17 protein-coding genes are annotated in these 16,495 nt (G+C 38.5%); 4 read left to right on the plus strand and 13 right to left on the minus strand.

Going from position 1 to position 16,495, the window contains the following annotated elements; translation table 11 throughout:
* Window positions 1-69: 69 nt before the first annotated feature.
* The 11 genes from JM79_RS05785 to JM79_RS05835 form a co-directional block, all read right to left on the minus strand.
* Window positions 70-528 (minus strand): DUF4168 domain-containing protein, encoded by a 459-nt coding sequence (locus JM79_RS05785; protein ID WP_141877235.1) that lies wholly within the window; start codon window positions 526-528, stop codon window positions 70-72.
* A 134-nt stretch (window positions 529-662) separates the two neighbouring features.
* Window positions 663-1,109 (minus strand): DUF1801 domain-containing protein, encoded by a 447-nt coding sequence (locus JM79_RS05790; protein ID WP_141877236.1) that lies wholly within the window; start codon window positions 1,107-1,109, stop codon window positions 663-665.
* 41 nt (window positions 1,110-1,150) lie between these two features.
* On the minus strand, window positions 1,151-2,251 hold the full coding sequence (locus tag JM79_RS05795; RefSeq protein ID WP_347707218.1) for an MFS transporter: 1,101 nt from the start codon (window positions 2,249-2,251) through the stop codon (window positions 1,151-1,153).
* Between the two features lie 144 nt (window positions 2,252-2,395).
* On the minus strand, window positions 2,396-4,300 hold the full coding sequence (locus JM79_RS05800; RefSeq protein ID WP_141877238.1) for an alpha/beta fold hydrolase: 1,905 nt from the start codon (window positions 4,298-4,300) through the stop codon (window positions 2,396-2,398).
* An 83-nt stretch (window positions 4,301-4,383) separates the two neighbouring features.
* Window positions 4,384-4,743 (minus strand): cupin domain-containing protein, encoded by a 360-nt coding sequence (locus JM79_RS05805; protein ID WP_141877239.1) that lies wholly within the window; start codon window positions 4,741-4,743, stop codon window positions 4,384-4,386.
* Complete coding sequence (locus JM79_RS05810) at window positions 4,743-5,558, minus strand: alpha/beta hydrolase-fold protein (protein WP_260443380.1); 816 nt, start codon at window positions 5,556-5,558, stop codon at window positions 4,743-4,745. The genes JM79_RS05805 and JM79_RS05810 overlap by 1 nt, the downstream gene beginning before the upstream one ends.
* A 41-nt stretch (window positions 5,559-5,599) precedes the next feature.
* The gene (locus tag JM79_RS05815; RefSeq protein ID WP_141877240.1) at window positions 5,600-6,880 is read right to left on the minus strand and encodes a hypothetical protein; all 1,281 of its coding nucleotides are present in this window, start codon (window positions 6,878-6,880) and stop codon (window positions 5,600-5,602) included.
* A 136-nt stretch (window positions 6,881-7,016) separates the two neighbouring features.
* Complete coding sequence (gene arsB, locus JM79_RS05820; protein ID WP_141877241.1) at window positions 7,017-8,069, minus strand: ACR3 family arsenite efflux transporter; 1,053 nt, start codon at window positions 8,067-8,069, stop codon at window positions 7,017-7,019.
* Complete coding sequence (locus tag JM79_RS05825; RefSeq protein ID WP_141877242.1) at window positions 8,062-8,676, minus strand: protein-tyrosine-phosphatase; 615 nt, start codon at window positions 8,674-8,676, stop codon at window positions 8,062-8,064. Before JM79_RS05825 ends, arsB begins: the two co-directional genes overlap by 8 nt.
* A 9-nt stretch (window positions 8,677-8,685) precedes the next feature.
* The gene (locus JM79_RS05830; RefSeq protein WP_141877243.1) at window positions 8,686-9,150 is read right to left on the minus strand and encodes a DUF6428 family protein; all 465 of its coding nucleotides are present in this window, start codon (window positions 9,148-9,150) and stop codon (window positions 8,686-8,688) included.
* Between the two features lie 46 nt (window positions 9,151-9,196).
* Window positions 9,197-9,532, minus strand: coding sequence for a metalloregulator ArsR/SmtB family transcription factor (locus JM79_RS05835; protein ID WP_141877244.1), 336 nt, complete (start codon window positions 9,530-9,532; stop codon window positions 9,197-9,199).
* Between the two features lie 231 nt (window positions 9,533-9,763).
* On the opposite strand from JM79_RS05835, the gene JM79_RS05840 reads away from it, so the two are divergent.
* Entirely contained in the window at window positions 9,764-10,702 is a 939-nt protein-coding gene (locus tag JM79_RS05840; RefSeq protein ID WP_141877245.1) for a L,D-transpeptidase, read from the plus strand.
* 39 nt (window positions 10,703-10,741) lie between these two features.
* Window positions 10,742-11,500, plus strand: a complete 759-nt coding sequence (locus tag JM79_RS05845) for a hypothetical protein (protein ID WP_141877246.1) — start codon at window positions 10,742-10,744, stop codon at window positions 11,498-11,500.
* Here the strand turns inward: JM79_RS05845 and JM79_RS05850 are convergent.
* The gene (locus JM79_RS05850) at window positions 11,493-12,290 is read right to left on the minus strand and encodes an HAD family hydrolase (protein WP_141877247.1); all 798 of its coding nucleotides are present in this window, start codon (window positions 12,288-12,290) and stop codon (window positions 11,493-11,495) included. The genes JM79_RS05845 and JM79_RS05850 overlap by 8 nt on opposite strands.
* Before the next feature lie 195 nt (window positions 12,291-12,485).
* Between JM79_RS05850 and JM79_RS05855 the strand changes: the two genes are divergently transcribed.
* Both JM79_RS05855 and JM79_RS05860 read left to right on the plus strand, forming a co-directional pair.
* Entirely contained in the window at window positions 12,486-14,924 is a 2,439-nt protein-coding gene (locus JM79_RS05855; RefSeq protein ID WP_141877248.1) for a TonB-dependent receptor, read from the plus strand.
* Window positions 14,925-14,977: 53 nt separating this feature from the next.
* On the plus strand, window positions 14,978-16,099 hold the full coding sequence (locus JM79_RS05860; RefSeq protein WP_141877249.1) for a PepSY-associated TM helix domain-containing protein: 1,122 nt from the start codon (window positions 14,978-14,980) through the stop codon (window positions 16,097-16,099).
* A gap of 5 nt (window positions 16,100-16,104) precedes the next feature.
* Here the strand turns inward: JM79_RS05860 and JM79_RS05865 are convergent, their stop codons facing one another.
* Window positions 16,105-16,461 carry a phage holin family protein gene (locus JM79_RS05865; RefSeq protein ID WP_141877250.1) on the minus strand — a complete coding sequence of 119 codons (357 nt, stop codon included), beginning with the start codon at window positions 16,459-16,461 and terminating at the stop codon, window positions 16,105-16,107.
* Window positions 16,462-16,495 lie beyond the last annotated feature (34 nt).

The raw sequence follows: 16,495 nt of genomic DNA on the forward strand, positions 1-16,495 counted from the left end.
TTAAATGTTTCGGCCGCAGGCATAAAAAAAGTGGGCGGAGCCCACTTTTCTATATATAGAAACTAAGAATTATCCCTGTAGTGCCTTCTGTAATCTTTGTTGAAGTTCAGGATCTTTTTGTAGTGCCATCACCAATTGTTGGTAACGTTCCTTACTAAGATCACTTTCACCAATTAATTTCTCCATTCTCTGTTGAAACTGTGGTTGGATCTCTTCTAGTTCTGCAACAACGATCTTGTACTGTTTTGATTCAGCTTCAGTTGTTTCCACCTCTTTGTTTGGATCCATGTTCGCCTGATGAATTTCATTGAATCTTTGCAGATCCAGTTCCTGTTCCTGGACAACCTGAATCATCTCCTGTTGAGCTTCCTGGTTTACCATTCTCATCTTCTGAAAAACTTCAGCAAATTCAGTTAATTCAGAATCGGTTACCTCTATTTGTTGCTGTGGTAGTGGGGCAGTTTGAGCATTTACCGTTGCTGTTCCAAGTGCGAACATAATCGCAATTCCACCTAGTATCTTTTTCATAATCTTTTATTTTATATTTAAGCTGGTGAACTTACAGCATTCAGTAAAGCTCACCAATTCTTTAAGAAAGACGATCGAATACTTAAGAGAGGTTTAACTGGAATACTCCCAATCTGTTAAAAATTAGATATTTTTCAACGATTTTGATAAAGTGTGATCCATTCCTCAATGGTCATTCTGGTCATAAGCTCACCTATAAGATCATAAGGAATAGTTTGCATATTCTTAAACCGAACACAACTTTTTCCCATATCAGGTTTCTTTCCAGTGATACTTTTATAGTTAACTACAAACCAATTTCTAAGCTCAGCATCTGCATAAATACCTGAATGATACAGCGCAAGGTAATTTTTTTGATTTGCAAGATGGGTAAAGGGAAGTGGTAGCTCAGGATTACAATGGTATCCATCAGGAAATATAGAATGTGGCACCACGTAACCTATCATTTTATAATTCATGGTTTCCTCGAAGCCTTTGGGTAGGTTCTCCAGAATGGTCTTTCTCAAATTTTCAAGTGCTTCTCTTCTTTCTGCTGGAACTGCGGAAATATACTGTTCTGGAGAATTTGCTTCAATTTGCATGATCTTATTTTCTTCAATATAAGAAATGCCGTGGATTCTTTTTATAAACTTTTACTTCTGAAGTTTTTGATGTAAAGAACACCCAGAATAGGACCTGCAGCGAGTACCAGGAAGATATATTGCTGCGGAAATAGATCCTGACTTATATCGACAACCTGGATACTCACGATAGTGATCGCATATCCTATAGAGTTGACTAAGGTAAGTGCAGTTCCCCGACCTTCAGCAGGAGCAGATCTTGCGATAAGTGTTGAAAATAATGGAGAATCGGCAATGACCATTACACCCCAGAAGATCAGAAAAATAATAAAGAACACTTCCGAAGCAAATAACATTAGCAAAGGAGATATGAGACAACATACTCCTGAAAAGATCAATGCTATTCTGGCAACACGAGCCACGCCGAATCTTTCAGATAAAATACCACTGATAGCACAAGCCACCGCTCCAGAACCAATAATGAGAAAACTATAAAGAGGAATATTCGAAATACTATCAGGATGTAAATTATTGTAAATCTTCAACATAAGAGGCACAAAAGCCCAAAAGGCGTAGAGTTCCCACATATGGCCAAAATACCCGAATGCAGCGCTTCGAAAATTAGAATTACGGAAGAGTTTGAGAATATTAGCAGAATTTTTAGCCTGATGAGGTTTCCGAAATGGTCCGTCGGGAACCAGCATCTTGAGGAGAAGTCCGCCCAGAAGCGCCAATGTGCTTGTGCTAATGATCACCACATTCCAGCTCAACTGCACAGTTTCGCTGGTAGCTTTTAATAAATGAGGAAAACCAGTACCCAGAACCAGTGCGCCCACCAGAAACCCCAGAGATCTGCCCAATCCTTTCTCGAAGTGATCTGAAGCTATTTTCATCCCAACCGGATAGATGCCTGCCAGGGAGAATCCTACCAGAAACCTAAAAATCATTAGACTATACAGGTTGTTCTCTTCCAAGATCGTGGAGAGATTGAAAATTGAACCGAAAATGGCACACAGAAAAAAAACAAGTGTTGGAGAGAACTTATCTGAAATGCTTAAAAAAGCAAACAATAAGGTCCCGAGAATAAATCCAGATTGTACGGCAGAGGTAAGTAAGCTTAGAGCATTGGAAGATAACTCGAATACTGAAATTAGCTCTGGCATCACTGCATTACCCGCAAACCATAATGAGGTACAGCAAAATTGAGCAATTACAATAACAGGTAATATCCGGGAAGGTACTTTCAAGAATGAGTTGTTTTCTTACTGGATATCACCTGTTTTATTGCATTTAGCTAAGTAGCTAAATTAATCTTTTAATGCATTATCTGGCATCGTTACATCCTCGTCTTTTAAATACTTGTCCAGAAATGCAAGAATTTGCCGGTATCCTTTGATCTCATTTTCTTTCTTAATGAAGCCGTGACCTTCATCTGGGAAGACCATATATTCCACAGGAACATCGTTCGCTTTTACTGCCTCCACGATTTCATCAGATTCAACCTGCAGTACTCGTGGGTCATTGGCGCCCTGTAAAACCATGATCGGGTTCTTTACATTTTCAGCATGGAACAGAGGAGAGATCTTTTTAAGTCTGATGGAATCTTTTGTAGTAGGATCGCCTAATTCATCATAAAGTGCTTTCCTAAAGGATTCCCAATAAGGCGGAATAGATTTTAAAGTTCTTAACCAGTTGGTGACCCCAAAAATGTTTACACCCACTTCAAACTCATCTGGTTCGAAGGTCATCGCGGCCATGGTCATATAACCTCCGTAACTACCGCCAATGATTCCAATCTGGTCTTCATTGATATAATCCTGGGATGCCAGCCATTTCTTTCCATAGATCACATCCTGAAGATCTTTTTCTCCATGATTTTTGTCATCCATCTTATAAAAGCTAGCTCCATAACCACTACTACCCCGGTTGTTTACGGCGAGGACAGCGTATCCATGATTCACTAAATATTGTAAAAGGGCAAAATACCCTACACGGGATTGACCACCGGGTCCACCATGTACCCATACCAGGGCCGGTTTTTTATTATCTGCAGTAGCATTGAGAGGTTTGTAATAGATCGCAGGTATTTCCAAACCATCAAATGATTTATATCTTACCACCTCTGCAGAAACCAGGTTGTCTGGATCTATTTCCGGATTTAAAGTGCAGGTTAATTTTTTAATTTCCTTAGTCTCAATATTGTAAACGTAAATGTTATTTGGGGTTTTAGAAGTTCCAACCGTAAGTCTTAATAGCTCTTCACTATCAGAAAAATTTGCAGCCACAATATTACCATCCTTGATTTCTGGTAATTCCAATGGAGTCTGGCTTGCATTTTCCCACAATAGTAATTTATTTGCCCCGTCTTCGTTAATAGCGATCACTCTATAAGTGTCATTTTCACTCAGACTGCTATACATTACATCCCAGTTCGTTTCGTAAATCACATCAGACTCCTTCGTATCCAGATTATAAACCATTAATCGGCTAAACTCACCACCGTGATTGGTTGTATAGTAGAGCTCTGTCTCATCTTTGTTAAAACCTGTACCACTATAATAGAATCCCGGTTTGGATATTTCAGTCAGTTCCTCCGTCTCTGTGCTAAGTAAGAATAGTTGATTTTCGCTGGTAGTGATCTCATTAGATAATACAAGGTATTTTCCCGAAGCTGATATATCAGAAACCATATAACCTTTGTCATTCTTATAGAGCATTTTTGGTTCCCAACTACCAATTTCCATAGTATATACGTCAAAAAATTGCGCGTCTCGCTTGTTTGAAAGATAATACATGGCAGAATTAGTATCGTTCCAGCCACCGAACTCGGCCTTTTCATTTTCTCCCGGAGTCAGGTCCTTAGAGGTTCCATCCGGTTTTAACAGGTATAAATGGTTAATTTCGTTCCCTCCTTTATCTGCGGAATATAATATGTCGCCTGAGCCTGGTACATAATCCACCGCGAATAAAGATTCGTTTTCAGAATTTGTTACAGCAGTCTTGCTTCCATCTGAAATATCTATTTCATATAGATTAAATATGCCCGATTCATCACTGCTTATCAGGATTTTTGATTCATCTGGAGAAAAACTACCACCCGAAACACGAGTGTTTTCATAGAATTGCTCAATACTATATTCTGTAGGTTCTTGCTGAGCATTTACATTTAGTATGGCAGCAAGAAAAATAATAAGGAAACTGGTCGATTTCATTTTTTCGAGAATTAGTTAGACATGATGTTGGTTATCAGACTAATATACGAAAATTGAGTCTTCGAATATGAAGCTGTCTAAAACTATAGATATTGCTGATAATTATTGGTGAGTTCGTGTTTTTCATTCCCGGTATGTTTCGTCGCTGCCGGTTCAAATAACATTACCTGAACTTCATTTTTAGCTATTGGCTTATGCTCAACTCCCTTTGGAACAACGATGAACTCACCAGGATTAAGGGTGACAGAGCTATCCCGAAACTCGATCTTTAGCACTCCCGAAATGACCCAAAATAATTCGTCTTCATCATCATGCGCATGCCAGATAAACTCACCTTTGAGCTTAGCTAGCTTCACCTGCTGTCCATTCAATTCTCCAACAATTCTGGGATTCCAGTGATCCTGAAACTGGTCTAATTTTTCCTGAATATTGACTTTTTTCATTAGTGTATTATTGGTTCGATTAACCATTGATAGGCTTCGCCGAAATTCTCTCTCCACAACTTCTCATTGTGTTCTCCGTCTTCGACAAATTTCACGATCATATTTTGAGGTTCCAGACCTTTTGAAACAAGCAGATCTTGCATGGTATTCACTTCCTTATCCATGGAATCTGACTCTTTTCTCCCTGCCAATATATAAAACTTCTGATCGTTTACTATTTCTGAATTTCTTACTTTTTCATAGATCTGTTCACTAAACCAGAAGCTGGGAGAGAAGACTCCTATTTTACTGAAGACTTCAGGATATTCAAATGCTGCATAGAAGCTAATTAGTCCGCCCAGAGATGAACCAAAAATTCCTGTATTCGCCTGATCTTCCAGGGTACGATAGCTGGTATCTATATGCGGTTTAAGAGTTAATCTTATAAAATCAACATATTTCTTTCCATTCCCTCCACCATACTTTTCGTTTGGATAAGGCGTAAGTTCTGAAATCCTATCGTCCCCACCATGCTCAATGGCTACAATGATCGCTTTCTTTGAATTAGTTTCGTCCAGGAATTCATCGACATTCCATTCACCAGCATAGGCGGTAGAATCATCAAAGACATTCTGTGCATCGTGCATATAAATGACTGGATATTTCTGCTCATCCAAATCGTAATTTGCAGGAAGATAGATCCATATCTTTTTATGGCTATTTAATTGGGGTGCCTCTATCTCAAATGTTTCTACATTTTTAGAAAGTGTACTCTGGGCCATTAGTAGCGCAGGGCAGAAGAGGCTTAGAAAAATGATGGAAAAGAGATTTCTCAAAGAATGACGTATTAATGAATATCAAAAATACATTTTAAGATCTAATTTTCAAGATCGCACTCAAAGCAGGCAAGTTGCGAAGAACTTAGTTCGAGATCTTCAGATCCTTTTAAAGCTTCGCTCAGTTTCCCCTGTTCTTGTATTTGCTGAAAGAACTGCGCAGCATATTCCTGGAGCTTATCCCTACGGCTTTTTAGTTTATCAGTGATTTCTTTTTCGTTGAGCTTTCGGATTTCGTCTGGCCAGGCTTCAAAAGCTTTACCTATCTTTTTATCGCTCAAGTTTTTCTGAAGTTCGCTTGCTTGCTTAATGAACATTTCTTCCGAAGTATTTGAGAGAAAATAGCGGTCGAAAGGATAAACCAGGCCGGGCATATGATCGATCTCTTTTTCAAAAGGTCGAACCAGTGGCTCGATATTTTTGTTAGTGATTATGGAAGGAATCAAACCAGAAATATTAAAAAATGCATTGTCTCTATCGCCGGCAACAGGTATTGCTATATTTCCACGATCAGATTTCTGAATTACCCAGCCCCATTGCTCGGCATGACGATCCCAGTCACCTATAAGCAAATCGAATAATCTTACTTTTATCAGGGCCTCTTGATCTACTGAAATTTTCGCTTTTGTCTCAAATTTTAATTTCTGAAGGTCTTTGGTTTCAATAATTTCTGAAACATTCTTTAGTGAAGTCCAATTGGTCTTGCTTTCGGTTTCATATTCAAGAAGGAACAGTCGGTTGCCAAATTTCTCATTAAAATCACCCAGAACATCTTGCTTCGGAATAAAGACCATTCTGGGATGTGTATGCAGAATGTCAAGTGCCTGAGCTAACTCAGCTGCAAGGATCGCCGCATAAGGATGTTGCGCAGATATTCCGTCCACGATAATATTTTCGAGGCCGAGATCTTCTGCAATTTCAGGTATAAGTTTCTCCGGATCTTTTGTGACACTACGCAAGGTGTAAATGATATCATTCTTTGAGTGTAGTTTTAAGGAATGCGTTTGTTTACCTCCACCTTCTTTGATGATTTCCATGCCACCGTATAAGGTGTCCAGAAATACAATTGGAAATTTCACTTTTTCAGACCAGGCATTGCGATAGTTACTTCCCTGCACTAAATCCTTCAGAAGATTTGCTTCATATAAAGTGCTTGGAGCGATTAGAACCGAATCATGGTTTCTGAAATTTGTACTTTGAAGCTCTTCGAAATTGGAAATAGTGCAGGTCTCAAATGTTTTCTGGGTGCCGGAAACAGAAAAGTAGATCAAGCCAATAAGGATGATGACTACTCCCAGTAAAATGATCGAAACCTTCTTCATATTGCTTTCAGCTAAATAAAATAAAACTAAGGTTTTCAACCCGTAGTATTTCAGCTAGAAGCGTTATAAAATTGGTAAAATCTATCGATCTGATGTATTATTTCCGAAGAGTAACAGTCATCAGAATTTAAGAACTTCAGGCATGCATAACTGCGGTGTCCTTGTAAAATCTCTTCTTTAACCAGAAAGAAACCCGCACCAGTAAAATTAAGGCTGGCACTTCTACAAGCGGACCAATAACTCCTGCAAATGCCTGACCGCTATTTAATCCGAATACTGCAATAGCAACCGCGATCGCCAGTTCGAAATTATTTCCGGCTGCCGTAAAAGCAACAGAAGCATTCCGTTCGTAGCTAGCTCCAAGCAATTTACTTGCGAAAAAGCTAATTAAAAACATAAGGCAGAAATAAATAAGTAGCGGAACCGAGATTAGTAAAACATCAAATGGAATTTCAACAATTAAACTACCCTTCAGCGAAAACATCAAAACGATGGTAAATAGTAAAGCAATTAAAGTAATTGGTGAAATTGCCGGGATAAAACTGTTTTCGTACCAGGATTCCCCTTTTAGACGCACTAGGATAATTCGACTTAAAATACCCAACACGAATGGGATACCAAGGTAAATTAGTACACTTTCCGCAACACTCTCAATAGAAATATCCACGATAGCAGAATCGAATCCGAAGAAAGGAGGGAGCCAGGTAATAAAGATCCATGCATAAAAACTGTAGGCGAAAACCTGGAAAATGCTGTTCAGTGCTACCAGGGCTGCTCCATATTCACTACTACCTTCCGCGAGATCATTCCATACCAACACCATCGCAATACATCTGGCAAGTCCTATTAGTATGAGTCCGATCATATATTCGGGATGGTCATGCAAAAATGTAATTGCCAGAAAAAACATCAAAAAGGGCCCGATGATCCAGTTAAGTACCAAAGAGAGCGTCAAAATTTTGACGTTTTTGAAAACTTTGGGCAGGAGCCTGTACTTCACTTTCGCTAGTGGAGGGTACATCATAAGGATGAGTCCAACGGCCAGCAGCCAGTTTGTAGACCCGGAACTCATTGCATTGATATGCTCTGGAATTGCCGGGATAATGTTACCCAGGATCACACCGACAGCCATAGCAAGAAAGATCCATAGCGTTAGATTTTTATCAAGAAAGTTCAGCTTTTTAGCCATTGGATATTGCTTTTTTAAAGGCGTATAACATTTCAGAACCTATCTGTTCACTTCGTTCCATGTACTTTTCTGCCATTTCTGGTGTATCATCAAAACTCTTTGGATCTTCATAATTCAAAGGTATTCTGGATTCTGCTCCAACGATAAACGGGCAATTTTCATCAGCATGACTACAGGTCATTACCGCTGCGAAGTTCTTCGTCGGGTTTTTTTCATCATCAAATACTTTTGAATAAAAAGTGTTTGAACTCGCACCAGTATCCACCTTGATTTCTGGATTGTCACCAGGTTTCTCTTCAATACCAAAGCCAGTTTCACTCAAAGTTAAAACGGCCTGCGGAAAGAAAGCAGTAGCCTCTGTTCCACCAGAAAAACACTTGGCTGGAACTTGATAATAATCTGATGCCGCCATAGCCCAGGCTTGCGCCAGCTGACTTCGTCGGGAATTATGAGTACAGATAAAATTGAGTTGCAGTGTGTCTTTTGAATTGATCTTTTTAGACATGAATTCCACTAGAGGTTGAAGTACCTTCTTTCTCTCTTCGGAAATTGATAATTTTTCAAGTTCCTTGATCTTTGAACTAAGTTCTGGATATATGTTATTCATAGCGATTAATTAACAGCAACCTGAATTTGGAGAACATTGTTGCTCTGAGACGTTTGCTAATTTTACTTTGGGTTTGGATTCTGGTATACCGCAATTATCTTTTGCCAGGCAGTCAGTTTGTGTATTTAGGAGAAGGAATTTTTCGCCGTCGAAATCAAGATGATATTTATTGATACTTTGTCCCTGATATTCCACTTCGATTTCAACATCCTCAAGGTTAAGTTTGTCTTCAGCAATGGAAATGATCTGCATTAATCTTTCCGGATGCAACTGGTGATCGTAGTCATCAGCTTCCCAAAGCTGAAAAGAAACCTTGCGCTCATTTCTTAATACACCACCACAATCAATAAAATTTTTGCGAATACTTCCAACTTCAGTAACGTGGAAGTGAGATGGTACAAGCTCACCGCCTGGTAGTTCAAAATATAGTCGGCTTAAGTTCTTGAGTTCTTTTTTAAATTCTGATAAAAGCATAGTCTTCGATTTATCGCAATATTACGATGTTAATATTTAAATTTTTTTAGCAGCAATCCTTCGGTTCGGGTGTCTTTAAACCATCGAATAATACATTTAGTAATTGCTGAATCTTATACCAGTTGGTCGTGTCAATGCAATAACTAACCGACACTCCTTCAATGGACCCCTGTATAATTCCGGCATTTTTCAACTCACGTAAGTGCTGACTTATTGTTGCCTGGGCGAGACCAAGTTCGTTCACCAGATCTCCATTGATACACCTATCAGATTTCAGAAGAAATTGAAGAATGGCAATTCTTGCAGGATGAGCCAGTACTTTGGCATAACACGCAAGTTCATTCTGTTCTTTAGAAAATAGATCGGTCTTCGTAACTCCCATTCGATATAATTATATTGCAATATTACGATGAATAAATAACCCGACCAACCTTAGTCGAAATTTTTCCACACAATTTGGAAATTGCTCCAAATCTTAAAATATTAGGAAAACTTGAAAGGAAATGCTCTTAAAATTGGTTAATTATCATAAAGCCAACAAAGCCTTAACTCAGGATTAGCAGTAGATACGCGTGTTCGAACGTATTTTCGTTTAAAACTAACTACAATTACAATGAACAGTTCAATCACACCTTTTCGTTATTTAAGTCTACTAGCCGGAATTTTGTTGTTCTCCTGTAATTCTAATCCACAAGTTCAGGAGCCAATCAAGGAAGAGCAATCTCAGGAAATAAGTATGAAAAATCCCATTATCAAAAGGGAAGCGAAAATTTTCAGAAAGGAAGTGAAATACACCGTGGATTCTCTACAATCTCGTGAGACCATAGATAGTTTGCTTAGTAACTATAACGATGATGAACTAAAAACAGTTCTTGCCATCAATCGAATCGAAAAAAATAAAATACGTCCCAACCGTCCACTTGTAATTCCAGAATGTGCTGCGGAAGAATTCAATAATTACAGTCCGTTTCCCGAAGATCTTCAGGACTTGCATTGCATTCCTAAGACTGTTTTGATCAATAAAAGAGTACAGGCATTCGGGCTTTACGAAAATGGAGAACTGGTCAAATGGGGACCGGTTAGTACCGGGAAGGGTTCAACACAAACTCCGGCAGGACTTAATTACGGTAATTATAAGGCAAAAAGAAAGGTAAGTACGGTAGATGCTTCCTGGATACTTCCGTATTATTTCAACTTTATGAATTTTGAAGGTGTAGGTGTTCATCAGTATGCGTTACCCGGATATCCAGCGAGTCATGGGTGTGTAAGGTTGTATATGGATGATGCTAAGTATATATTCGATTGGGCTAGCATGTGGGAACTTGAAAATTCAGATGTTGAATATAACGGAACGCCTTTTATGGTATTTGGAGAATACGACCACTCCGCCAACAAACCATGGTTGGATCTTAAGCAAAATATGAAAGCTAATGATCTTACTCAGGATGAACTGAATACGATCAGGGAATACGTAAGTGATTACCAGGAAGATCCAAAGAACTACCACAATATTGTCTCGAAAACAAAGGATGCTGAATTAGCCGATGCATAAAACTTAGTTTTCTTAAATTAGCCGGTAAAGATCATTACTATGTATAGCAATAATTTTTACCGGTTTTTTTGTGCGCTTATATTTTCTGTTTCTGCTATTAGTTCTGCCCAGGAGGTAGAAATTATGGTAAGAGCACAGGCCGGCGATGCAAAATTTATAGGTTCTTCTATTGGTGGAGCTAAAATTCTAATCAAGGATGCTCTAACGAATGAAATTCTAGCGGAAGGCATAACAAAAGGAAGCACCGGTAATACTGAAAAGATCATGAAGCAGGCTCAAATAAGAGGGAAACGAATTACCGATGATCAAACTGCAGGTTTTAACGCTAAGGTTCAGATAGCAGAACCAAGATTTGTAACTATAGAAGCTTACGCACCCTGGAATAAGAAGCAGGCTATTGTAAAATCAAGTACGCAATTATGGTTGCTTCCTGGAAAGAATATCACTGGAGAAGGAATCATCCTGAAAATACCAGGCTTCGTAGTGGACATTGTCACTCCTCAAACACACCAATCCTATTCCAGTTCAGAAATTAGAATTCAGGCAAATATTGTCATGATGTGTGGTTGTCCCATTATTAAAGGAGGTCTATGGGATGCGAATCAGTATGAAGTGACCGCGATCTTAAATAGTGCGAATATGGATACCAAAACCATAAAAATGGAACAGGAGGGAGGTTCCAGTAATTTTGTGGGAAGTGCTAATTTAGAAAAAGGCTCTTACGAATTGATCATCCAGGCATTCGATCCAGTAACAGGAAATACCGGGGTAGATCGTACTAATTTTATGGTTAACTAAAACTTGCCAGTCCCAGATCTGAGATCGTCCTAAGCACTCCATGCTCATTATTGTCATGACTGGTAATGAACTTGCTCGCCTCTTTAACTTCAGGGTGAGCATTTTTCATGGCATAACTATGGGCAGAGACCTTCATCATTTCAAGGTCATTCAGATAATCTCCAAATACCAAAGTTTCTTCTTCAGTAAAATTCATTTCCTTCTGAATTCCTTTTATTGCATTCCCTTTATTAGCATTTAGAGCAGTAATATCGATAAATATCTTTGCAGCGATGGCAACTTTAAAGCGGTCGGTATAATCCACAAAGTGTGGATAGGTATTATCTTCAACCCCATTGAAATTGCAGTAAGTAACTTTTAAATAGGTGTCATCAACTTCCGTAAGATCTTCCACGACTTTCAAACGTTCGTAAAACTGAGAAATATGATCAATGAATTTCTTGTCACTGGTTTCTATATAAGCTGAATCCTTTCCGCAGAGCACAACGTAGGTATCTTCCAGTTTCCGGCCCATCTCTATAAAATTAATAGCGGCATCCTTTTCTATGGGATTTACATAAAGCTCTTTACCCTTGAATGAAACATAGGTGCCATTCTCTGCGAAGAACATCGTACGATGCTTAATTCTTTCAAATTTACTTTCCAGATTATAAAACTGTCGGCCGCTGGCGATGGAAAATTGTATGCCTTTAGCACTCAATTCTTCTTCCATTTTCCAGAAATCAGGATGAATCTCATGCTGGTCATTTAATAGGGTGCCATCAACGTCGGTTACTATAAACTTAATCATATCTGCAAATTTAGAAGTTGCAAAAATACCATAATCCTATTGGGCGCACTTTAATATTGTATTAATTCTGAAGAGTTTCAGAATCAAACATTTACAACATTTTATTTAAAATAGTTCTAAATAAGGTTTTTAAAAATAAATTCACTTAGTATGTTTGCGCTACTATTTATATCAAGTCTAAATAAAATTAAACAGATGAATCATAAATTACTACTACTATTTATCTTCTTTGGATACAGCACAATTGCTCAGAATTCTGGTAATATCAAGGGAAAAATTACTAATTCAAAAGGAGAGGCAATTTCTGCAGCAAATGTAGATGTTCAGGGTACAGGAATTGGAACAGAAACTAATCGAGAAGGTGCTTATTTAATCGAAAGCGTTCCTGAAGGAAATTATCTGCTTAGAGTATCATATGTTGGATATGAGCCAAAAGAAATTGCAATTACCGTAAAACCTGGTGCAATGACCAGTCTTGCTGATATTCTATTGAGTTCGGGTGAAGAACAGTTGGAGGAAGTAATAATCCAGGGAAACGGAAAATCCATTGAGTATGATCGTGCTAAAAGTGTATATGTATCCAAGCTTCCTTTAAAAAATATAGAGAATTCCCAGGTATATGACAATATAACTTCAGAGTTATTAGAGCAGCAGATTATCACAAATTTTGATGATGCTTTAAAAAATAGTTCGGGGATTACCAAATTATGGGAATCTACAGGTAGAGGTGGAGACGGCGCAGGTTATTTCTCGCTTCGAGGTTTTCCTGTACAGCCAACTATGGTTAATGGCCTGCCAGCTCTTACTAATGGCAGTCCCGATCCAGCAAATATCGAAAATATCGAAGTTATAAAGGGACCTTCCGGTACTTTGTATGGGAGCAGTCTTATTTCCTACGGAGGCTTGATCAATATCACTACAAAAAAGCCTTATGATTATTTCGGCGGAAATATTACGTATACGCTTGGTAGCTATGGACTTAACCGAGTTGCCGCAGATGTAAATACGCCATTAGATGAAGGCGGAGATGTGGCTCTACGGGTTAACACTGCATATCAAACTCAAAATTCTTTTCAGGATGCCGGTTTTTCGAAATCCTTTTTATTCGCGCCGTCTCTAAGTTATAAGGTAAACGACAGACTTTCCTTTTTGGTTAATACTGAATTTTACAGTGGCGAGTCAACAAACCCTACCATGCTATTTGTGGATAGGGGAGCGCCTTTGACAGCAACAAATATTGAAGAATTAGATTATAACTCGAATAGATCCTACACCAGTAACGATCTAACTCTAAAAAATCCAACTTATAGTCTACAGGGTCAGATGAATTATAAATTGTCAGAAAACTGGACTTCTCAAACTGCTATTTCTCGTGGAAGTTCGAAGTCTGAAGGTTATTATTCTTACCTCTATGAAACCACCAGATTTTACGAAGGTCTGGATGAAGGAGTAGTGTTTACGAGGTATATGAATAATCAGAATTCTACCACCCTTACTACAGATCTTCAGCAGAATTTTATAGGTGATTTTGAGATCTTCGGAATGAGAAATAGGATGGTAGCTGGTTTAGATTATTTTCAACGAGAAACCATAGATAATGGTACCGGTTATGTAGGCAACGGAAATATTTATATTGGAAATGCAGGTCTGCAGAATGTGAACGAAAGCGTTTTTGGTATTACTGAGCAAGCGAATTATATCACAAATGGAGACAGTGGAATTCTTTCCACAGCGGCAGTTGATGATCTCCTGGCCAATTCAAACCGTAATAATAATACTGTTAAAGAGGATATCTATAGTGCTTATGTATCAAATGTATTAAATATTACTCCGGCATTATCTGCCATGGCCAGTTTACGACTAGACCAGTTCGAAAATGATAGCAATAGTCAAACTGCACTTTCCCCAAAATTCGGAGTAGTATATCAGCCAATTTTAGACCGGGTTTCTGTATTTGCTAATTATATGGATGGTTTTAGTAACGTAGCACCTTCAGAAGTTATTAATCAGGATACTGGTGAAACAAACAGAATAACTTTTGATCCTGAACATGCTACTCAATTTGAATTTGGAACGAAGCTGAACTTTTTCAATGACAAACTGTTCGCAACCTTGAGTTATTATGATATTCAGGTTGAAAATATTGTACTAGGCAATGGTATTAACGTAAATCAGGATGGGACTCAATACAGTCGTGGTTTTGAAGCCAGGCTTACCGCTAGTCCAATAGATGGATTAAATCTTGTCGCAGGAATCAGTCACAATGATAGTGAAGTGACCGAAGCTTCAGAAAATGATGATTTCCTCGGAAGAAGACCTGAATCTGCGGGACCTGAGACTCTGGCAAACCTTTGGGCAAGCTATAAATTTACTGCTGGTGCAGCTGAAGGATTCGGTCTTGGTTTTGGAGGTAACTACGCTAGTGAAAACATGATTTTTAATCGCAACACGGCGGGTGTATTTACACTTCCATCTTATACAGTACTAAATGCAGCTGTTTTCTATGATGTAGATAAATTTTCGATCAACCTGAAATTGAATAATCTAACGAATGAAGATTATTTCAACGGATGGTCAACAATAAATCCTCAGGCACCGAGAAATTTCGCTGCCGCACTTACCTATAAATTTTAGTTTGAGTTAGCTGGAGATCGCCGTAATGGTGATCTCCTTTTTTTTTAAGTATTATGAAGAAAAAACAGAAACGGGATACACTTAGAAAATGGGCTGGCAGAATTCATCTGTGGTTAGGTCTATTGACAGGTATTATTGTATTTATAGTTGCAATTACCGGATGTATTTATGTATTCCATGACGAAATTAAAGACGCGATCTACGACTACCGATTTGTAGAACAGCAGGATAGCGGATATTTGGCGCCTTCAGAAATTAAGGAGATCGTACAGTCGAAATATCCAGGAACGACAGATGATTTTGTGCTCTATGCCGGGCAGGACAGACCGGTCGCAGTGTATGGAGTATATGAAGAAACTCCCTATTACTTTTATCTGGATCCATACACAGGTGAATGGTTATATTCTCAGGATTTTACAAAGGATTTTTTCGAGATCGTGAAGGCATTGCACATGTATCTATTGTTACCTGAGGAAATTGGCAGGCAGGTAGTAGGTATATCAACTTTGATATTTATCCTAATGATGATCACGGGAGTTATACTTTGGTGGCCAAAGAAGCTGAAGAACTTAAAGAAGAGTCTGAAAATAAAATGGAATGCTCGTTGGAGAAGAGTGAATTATGACCTGCACAATATCAGCGGATTCTATCTTCATATTCTTGCCATTGTAGTAGCCATCACCGGTTTATATTTTTCGTATGATTGGGTGAAAGATGGTCTTTATTTTGCGGGTAATCTTGGGGAAGATGTAGAAAGTGATCATCATATTGAGAAAATTGTGCAGAAACCACGAATTTCAGAGGAGCCTATAGATATAGCTTTTGTTGAAACACTGGAAAAAGCGCCCGGCCATGAAATGTATTTTGTGTGGACAGAAGGTGATCATCATCCCGTAGTAACAGGAGCATATACAGAGTCTTTGGACTATGATCACCAATCCAACTACTATTTTCATCCACAAACAGCTGAGTTACTTCAGGAACAGCCCTATGAATCAAAAAGTACTGGTTTAAAACTACAGGAAATGAGTTACGGTATTCATACAGGTCAGTATTTCGGGATGACCGGGAAGATCATCGCTTTTATTCTGAGCATTTTTGTCGCAAGCTTACCTGTAACAGGATTTATAGTGTGGTGGGGAAGAAAAAACCGGGTGAAACATCTCACCCGGTGATATTTTTAGAATAACAGGGCGTCTACAATAGCTCCTACAATTGCGATAAGGATCGCTAACCATAAGCTTGGTAGAAAACCTTCAGTTTTAAAATCTGAAGTTAATTTGTCTGCTATTTCTATGACGATCGCATAGGCTACCACTCGGGTGATAAAGCCCAGTCCAAGGAAGTAGAAAATTCCAAGAGTAGCAATATTTAATACGGCGGTAAGTAACCAGCTCAATAGAAAGCTTAGTACTCCAATGATCAATGCAACTATTAGTGCAGATTTAAAGCCATTAAGATGAACCTTACTTAGAAATTTCGCAGCGATTAGCAGGACTACTGCATCCAGTACGATATGGATGATCCATTGTAACATAGTTTTGGTTTTATAGTTAGTTACTACGAATATA

The organism is Gramella sp. Hel_I_59 (assembly GCF_006714895.1).
Lineage (GTDB): Bacteria > Bacteroidota > Bacteroidia > Flavobacteriales > Flavobacteriaceae > Christiangramia.

Coding starts and splice junctions, on each gene's coding strand:
- JM79_RS05860 (WP_141877249.1), top strand. CDS start 14,978: ATGAAGAAAAAACAGAAACGGGATACACTTAGAAAATGGGCTGGCAGA.
- JM79_RS05845 (WP_141877246.1), top strand. CDS start 10,742: ATGTATAGCAATAATTTTTACCGGTTTTTTTGTGCGCTTATATTTTCT.
- JM79_RS05805 (WP_141877239.1), bottom strand. CDS start 4,743: ATGAAAAAAGTCAATATTCAGGAAAAATTAGACCAGTTTCAGGATCAC.
- JM79_RS05800 (WP_141877238.1), bottom strand. CDS start 4,300: ATGAAATCGACCAGTTTCCTTATTATTTTTCTTGCTGCCATACTAAAT.
- JM79_RS05835 (WP_141877244.1), bottom strand. CDS start 9,532: ATGGGAGTTACGAAGACCGATCTATTTTCTAAAGAACAGAATGAACTT.
- JM79_RS05825 (WP_141877242.1), bottom strand. CDS start 8,676: ATGAATAACATATATCCAGAACTTAGTTCAAAGATCAAGGAACTTGAA.
- arsB (WP_141877241.1), bottom strand. CDS start 8,069: ATGGCTAAAAAGCTGAACTTTCTTGATAAAAATCTAACGCTATGGATC.
- JM79_RS05830 (WP_141877243.1), bottom strand. CDS start 9,150: ATGCTTTTATCAGAATTTAAAAAAGAACTCAAGAACTTAAGCCGACTA.
- JM79_RS05850 (WP_141877247.1), bottom strand. CDS start 12,290: ATGATTAAGTTTATAGTAACCGACGTTGATGGCACCCTATTAAATGAC.
- JM79_RS05795 (WP_347707218.1), bottom strand. CDS start 2,251: ATGCCAGAGCTAATTTCAGTATTCGAGTTATCTTCCAATGCTCTAAGC.
- JM79_RS05815 (WP_141877240.1), bottom strand. CDS start 6,880: ATGAAGAAGGTTTCGATCATTTTACTGGGAGTAGTCATCATCCTTATT.
- JM79_RS05840 (WP_141877245.1), top strand. CDS start 9,764: ATGAACAGTTCAATCACACCTTTTCGTTATTTAAGTCTACTAGCCGGA.
- JM79_RS05855 (WP_141877248.1), top strand. CDS start 12,486: ATGAATCATAAATTACTACTACTATTTATCTTCTTTGGATACAGCACA.
- JM79_RS05785 (WP_141877235.1), bottom strand. CDS start 528: ATGAAAAAGATACTAGGTGGAATTGCGATTATGTTCGCACTTGGAACA.
- JM79_RS05790 (WP_141877236.1), bottom strand. CDS start 1,109: ATGCAAATTGAAGCAAATTCTCCAGAACAGTATATTTCCGCAGTTCCA.
- JM79_RS05865 (WP_141877250.1), bottom strand. CDS start 16,461: ATGTTACAATGGATCATCCATATCGTACTGGATGCAGTAGTCCTGCTA.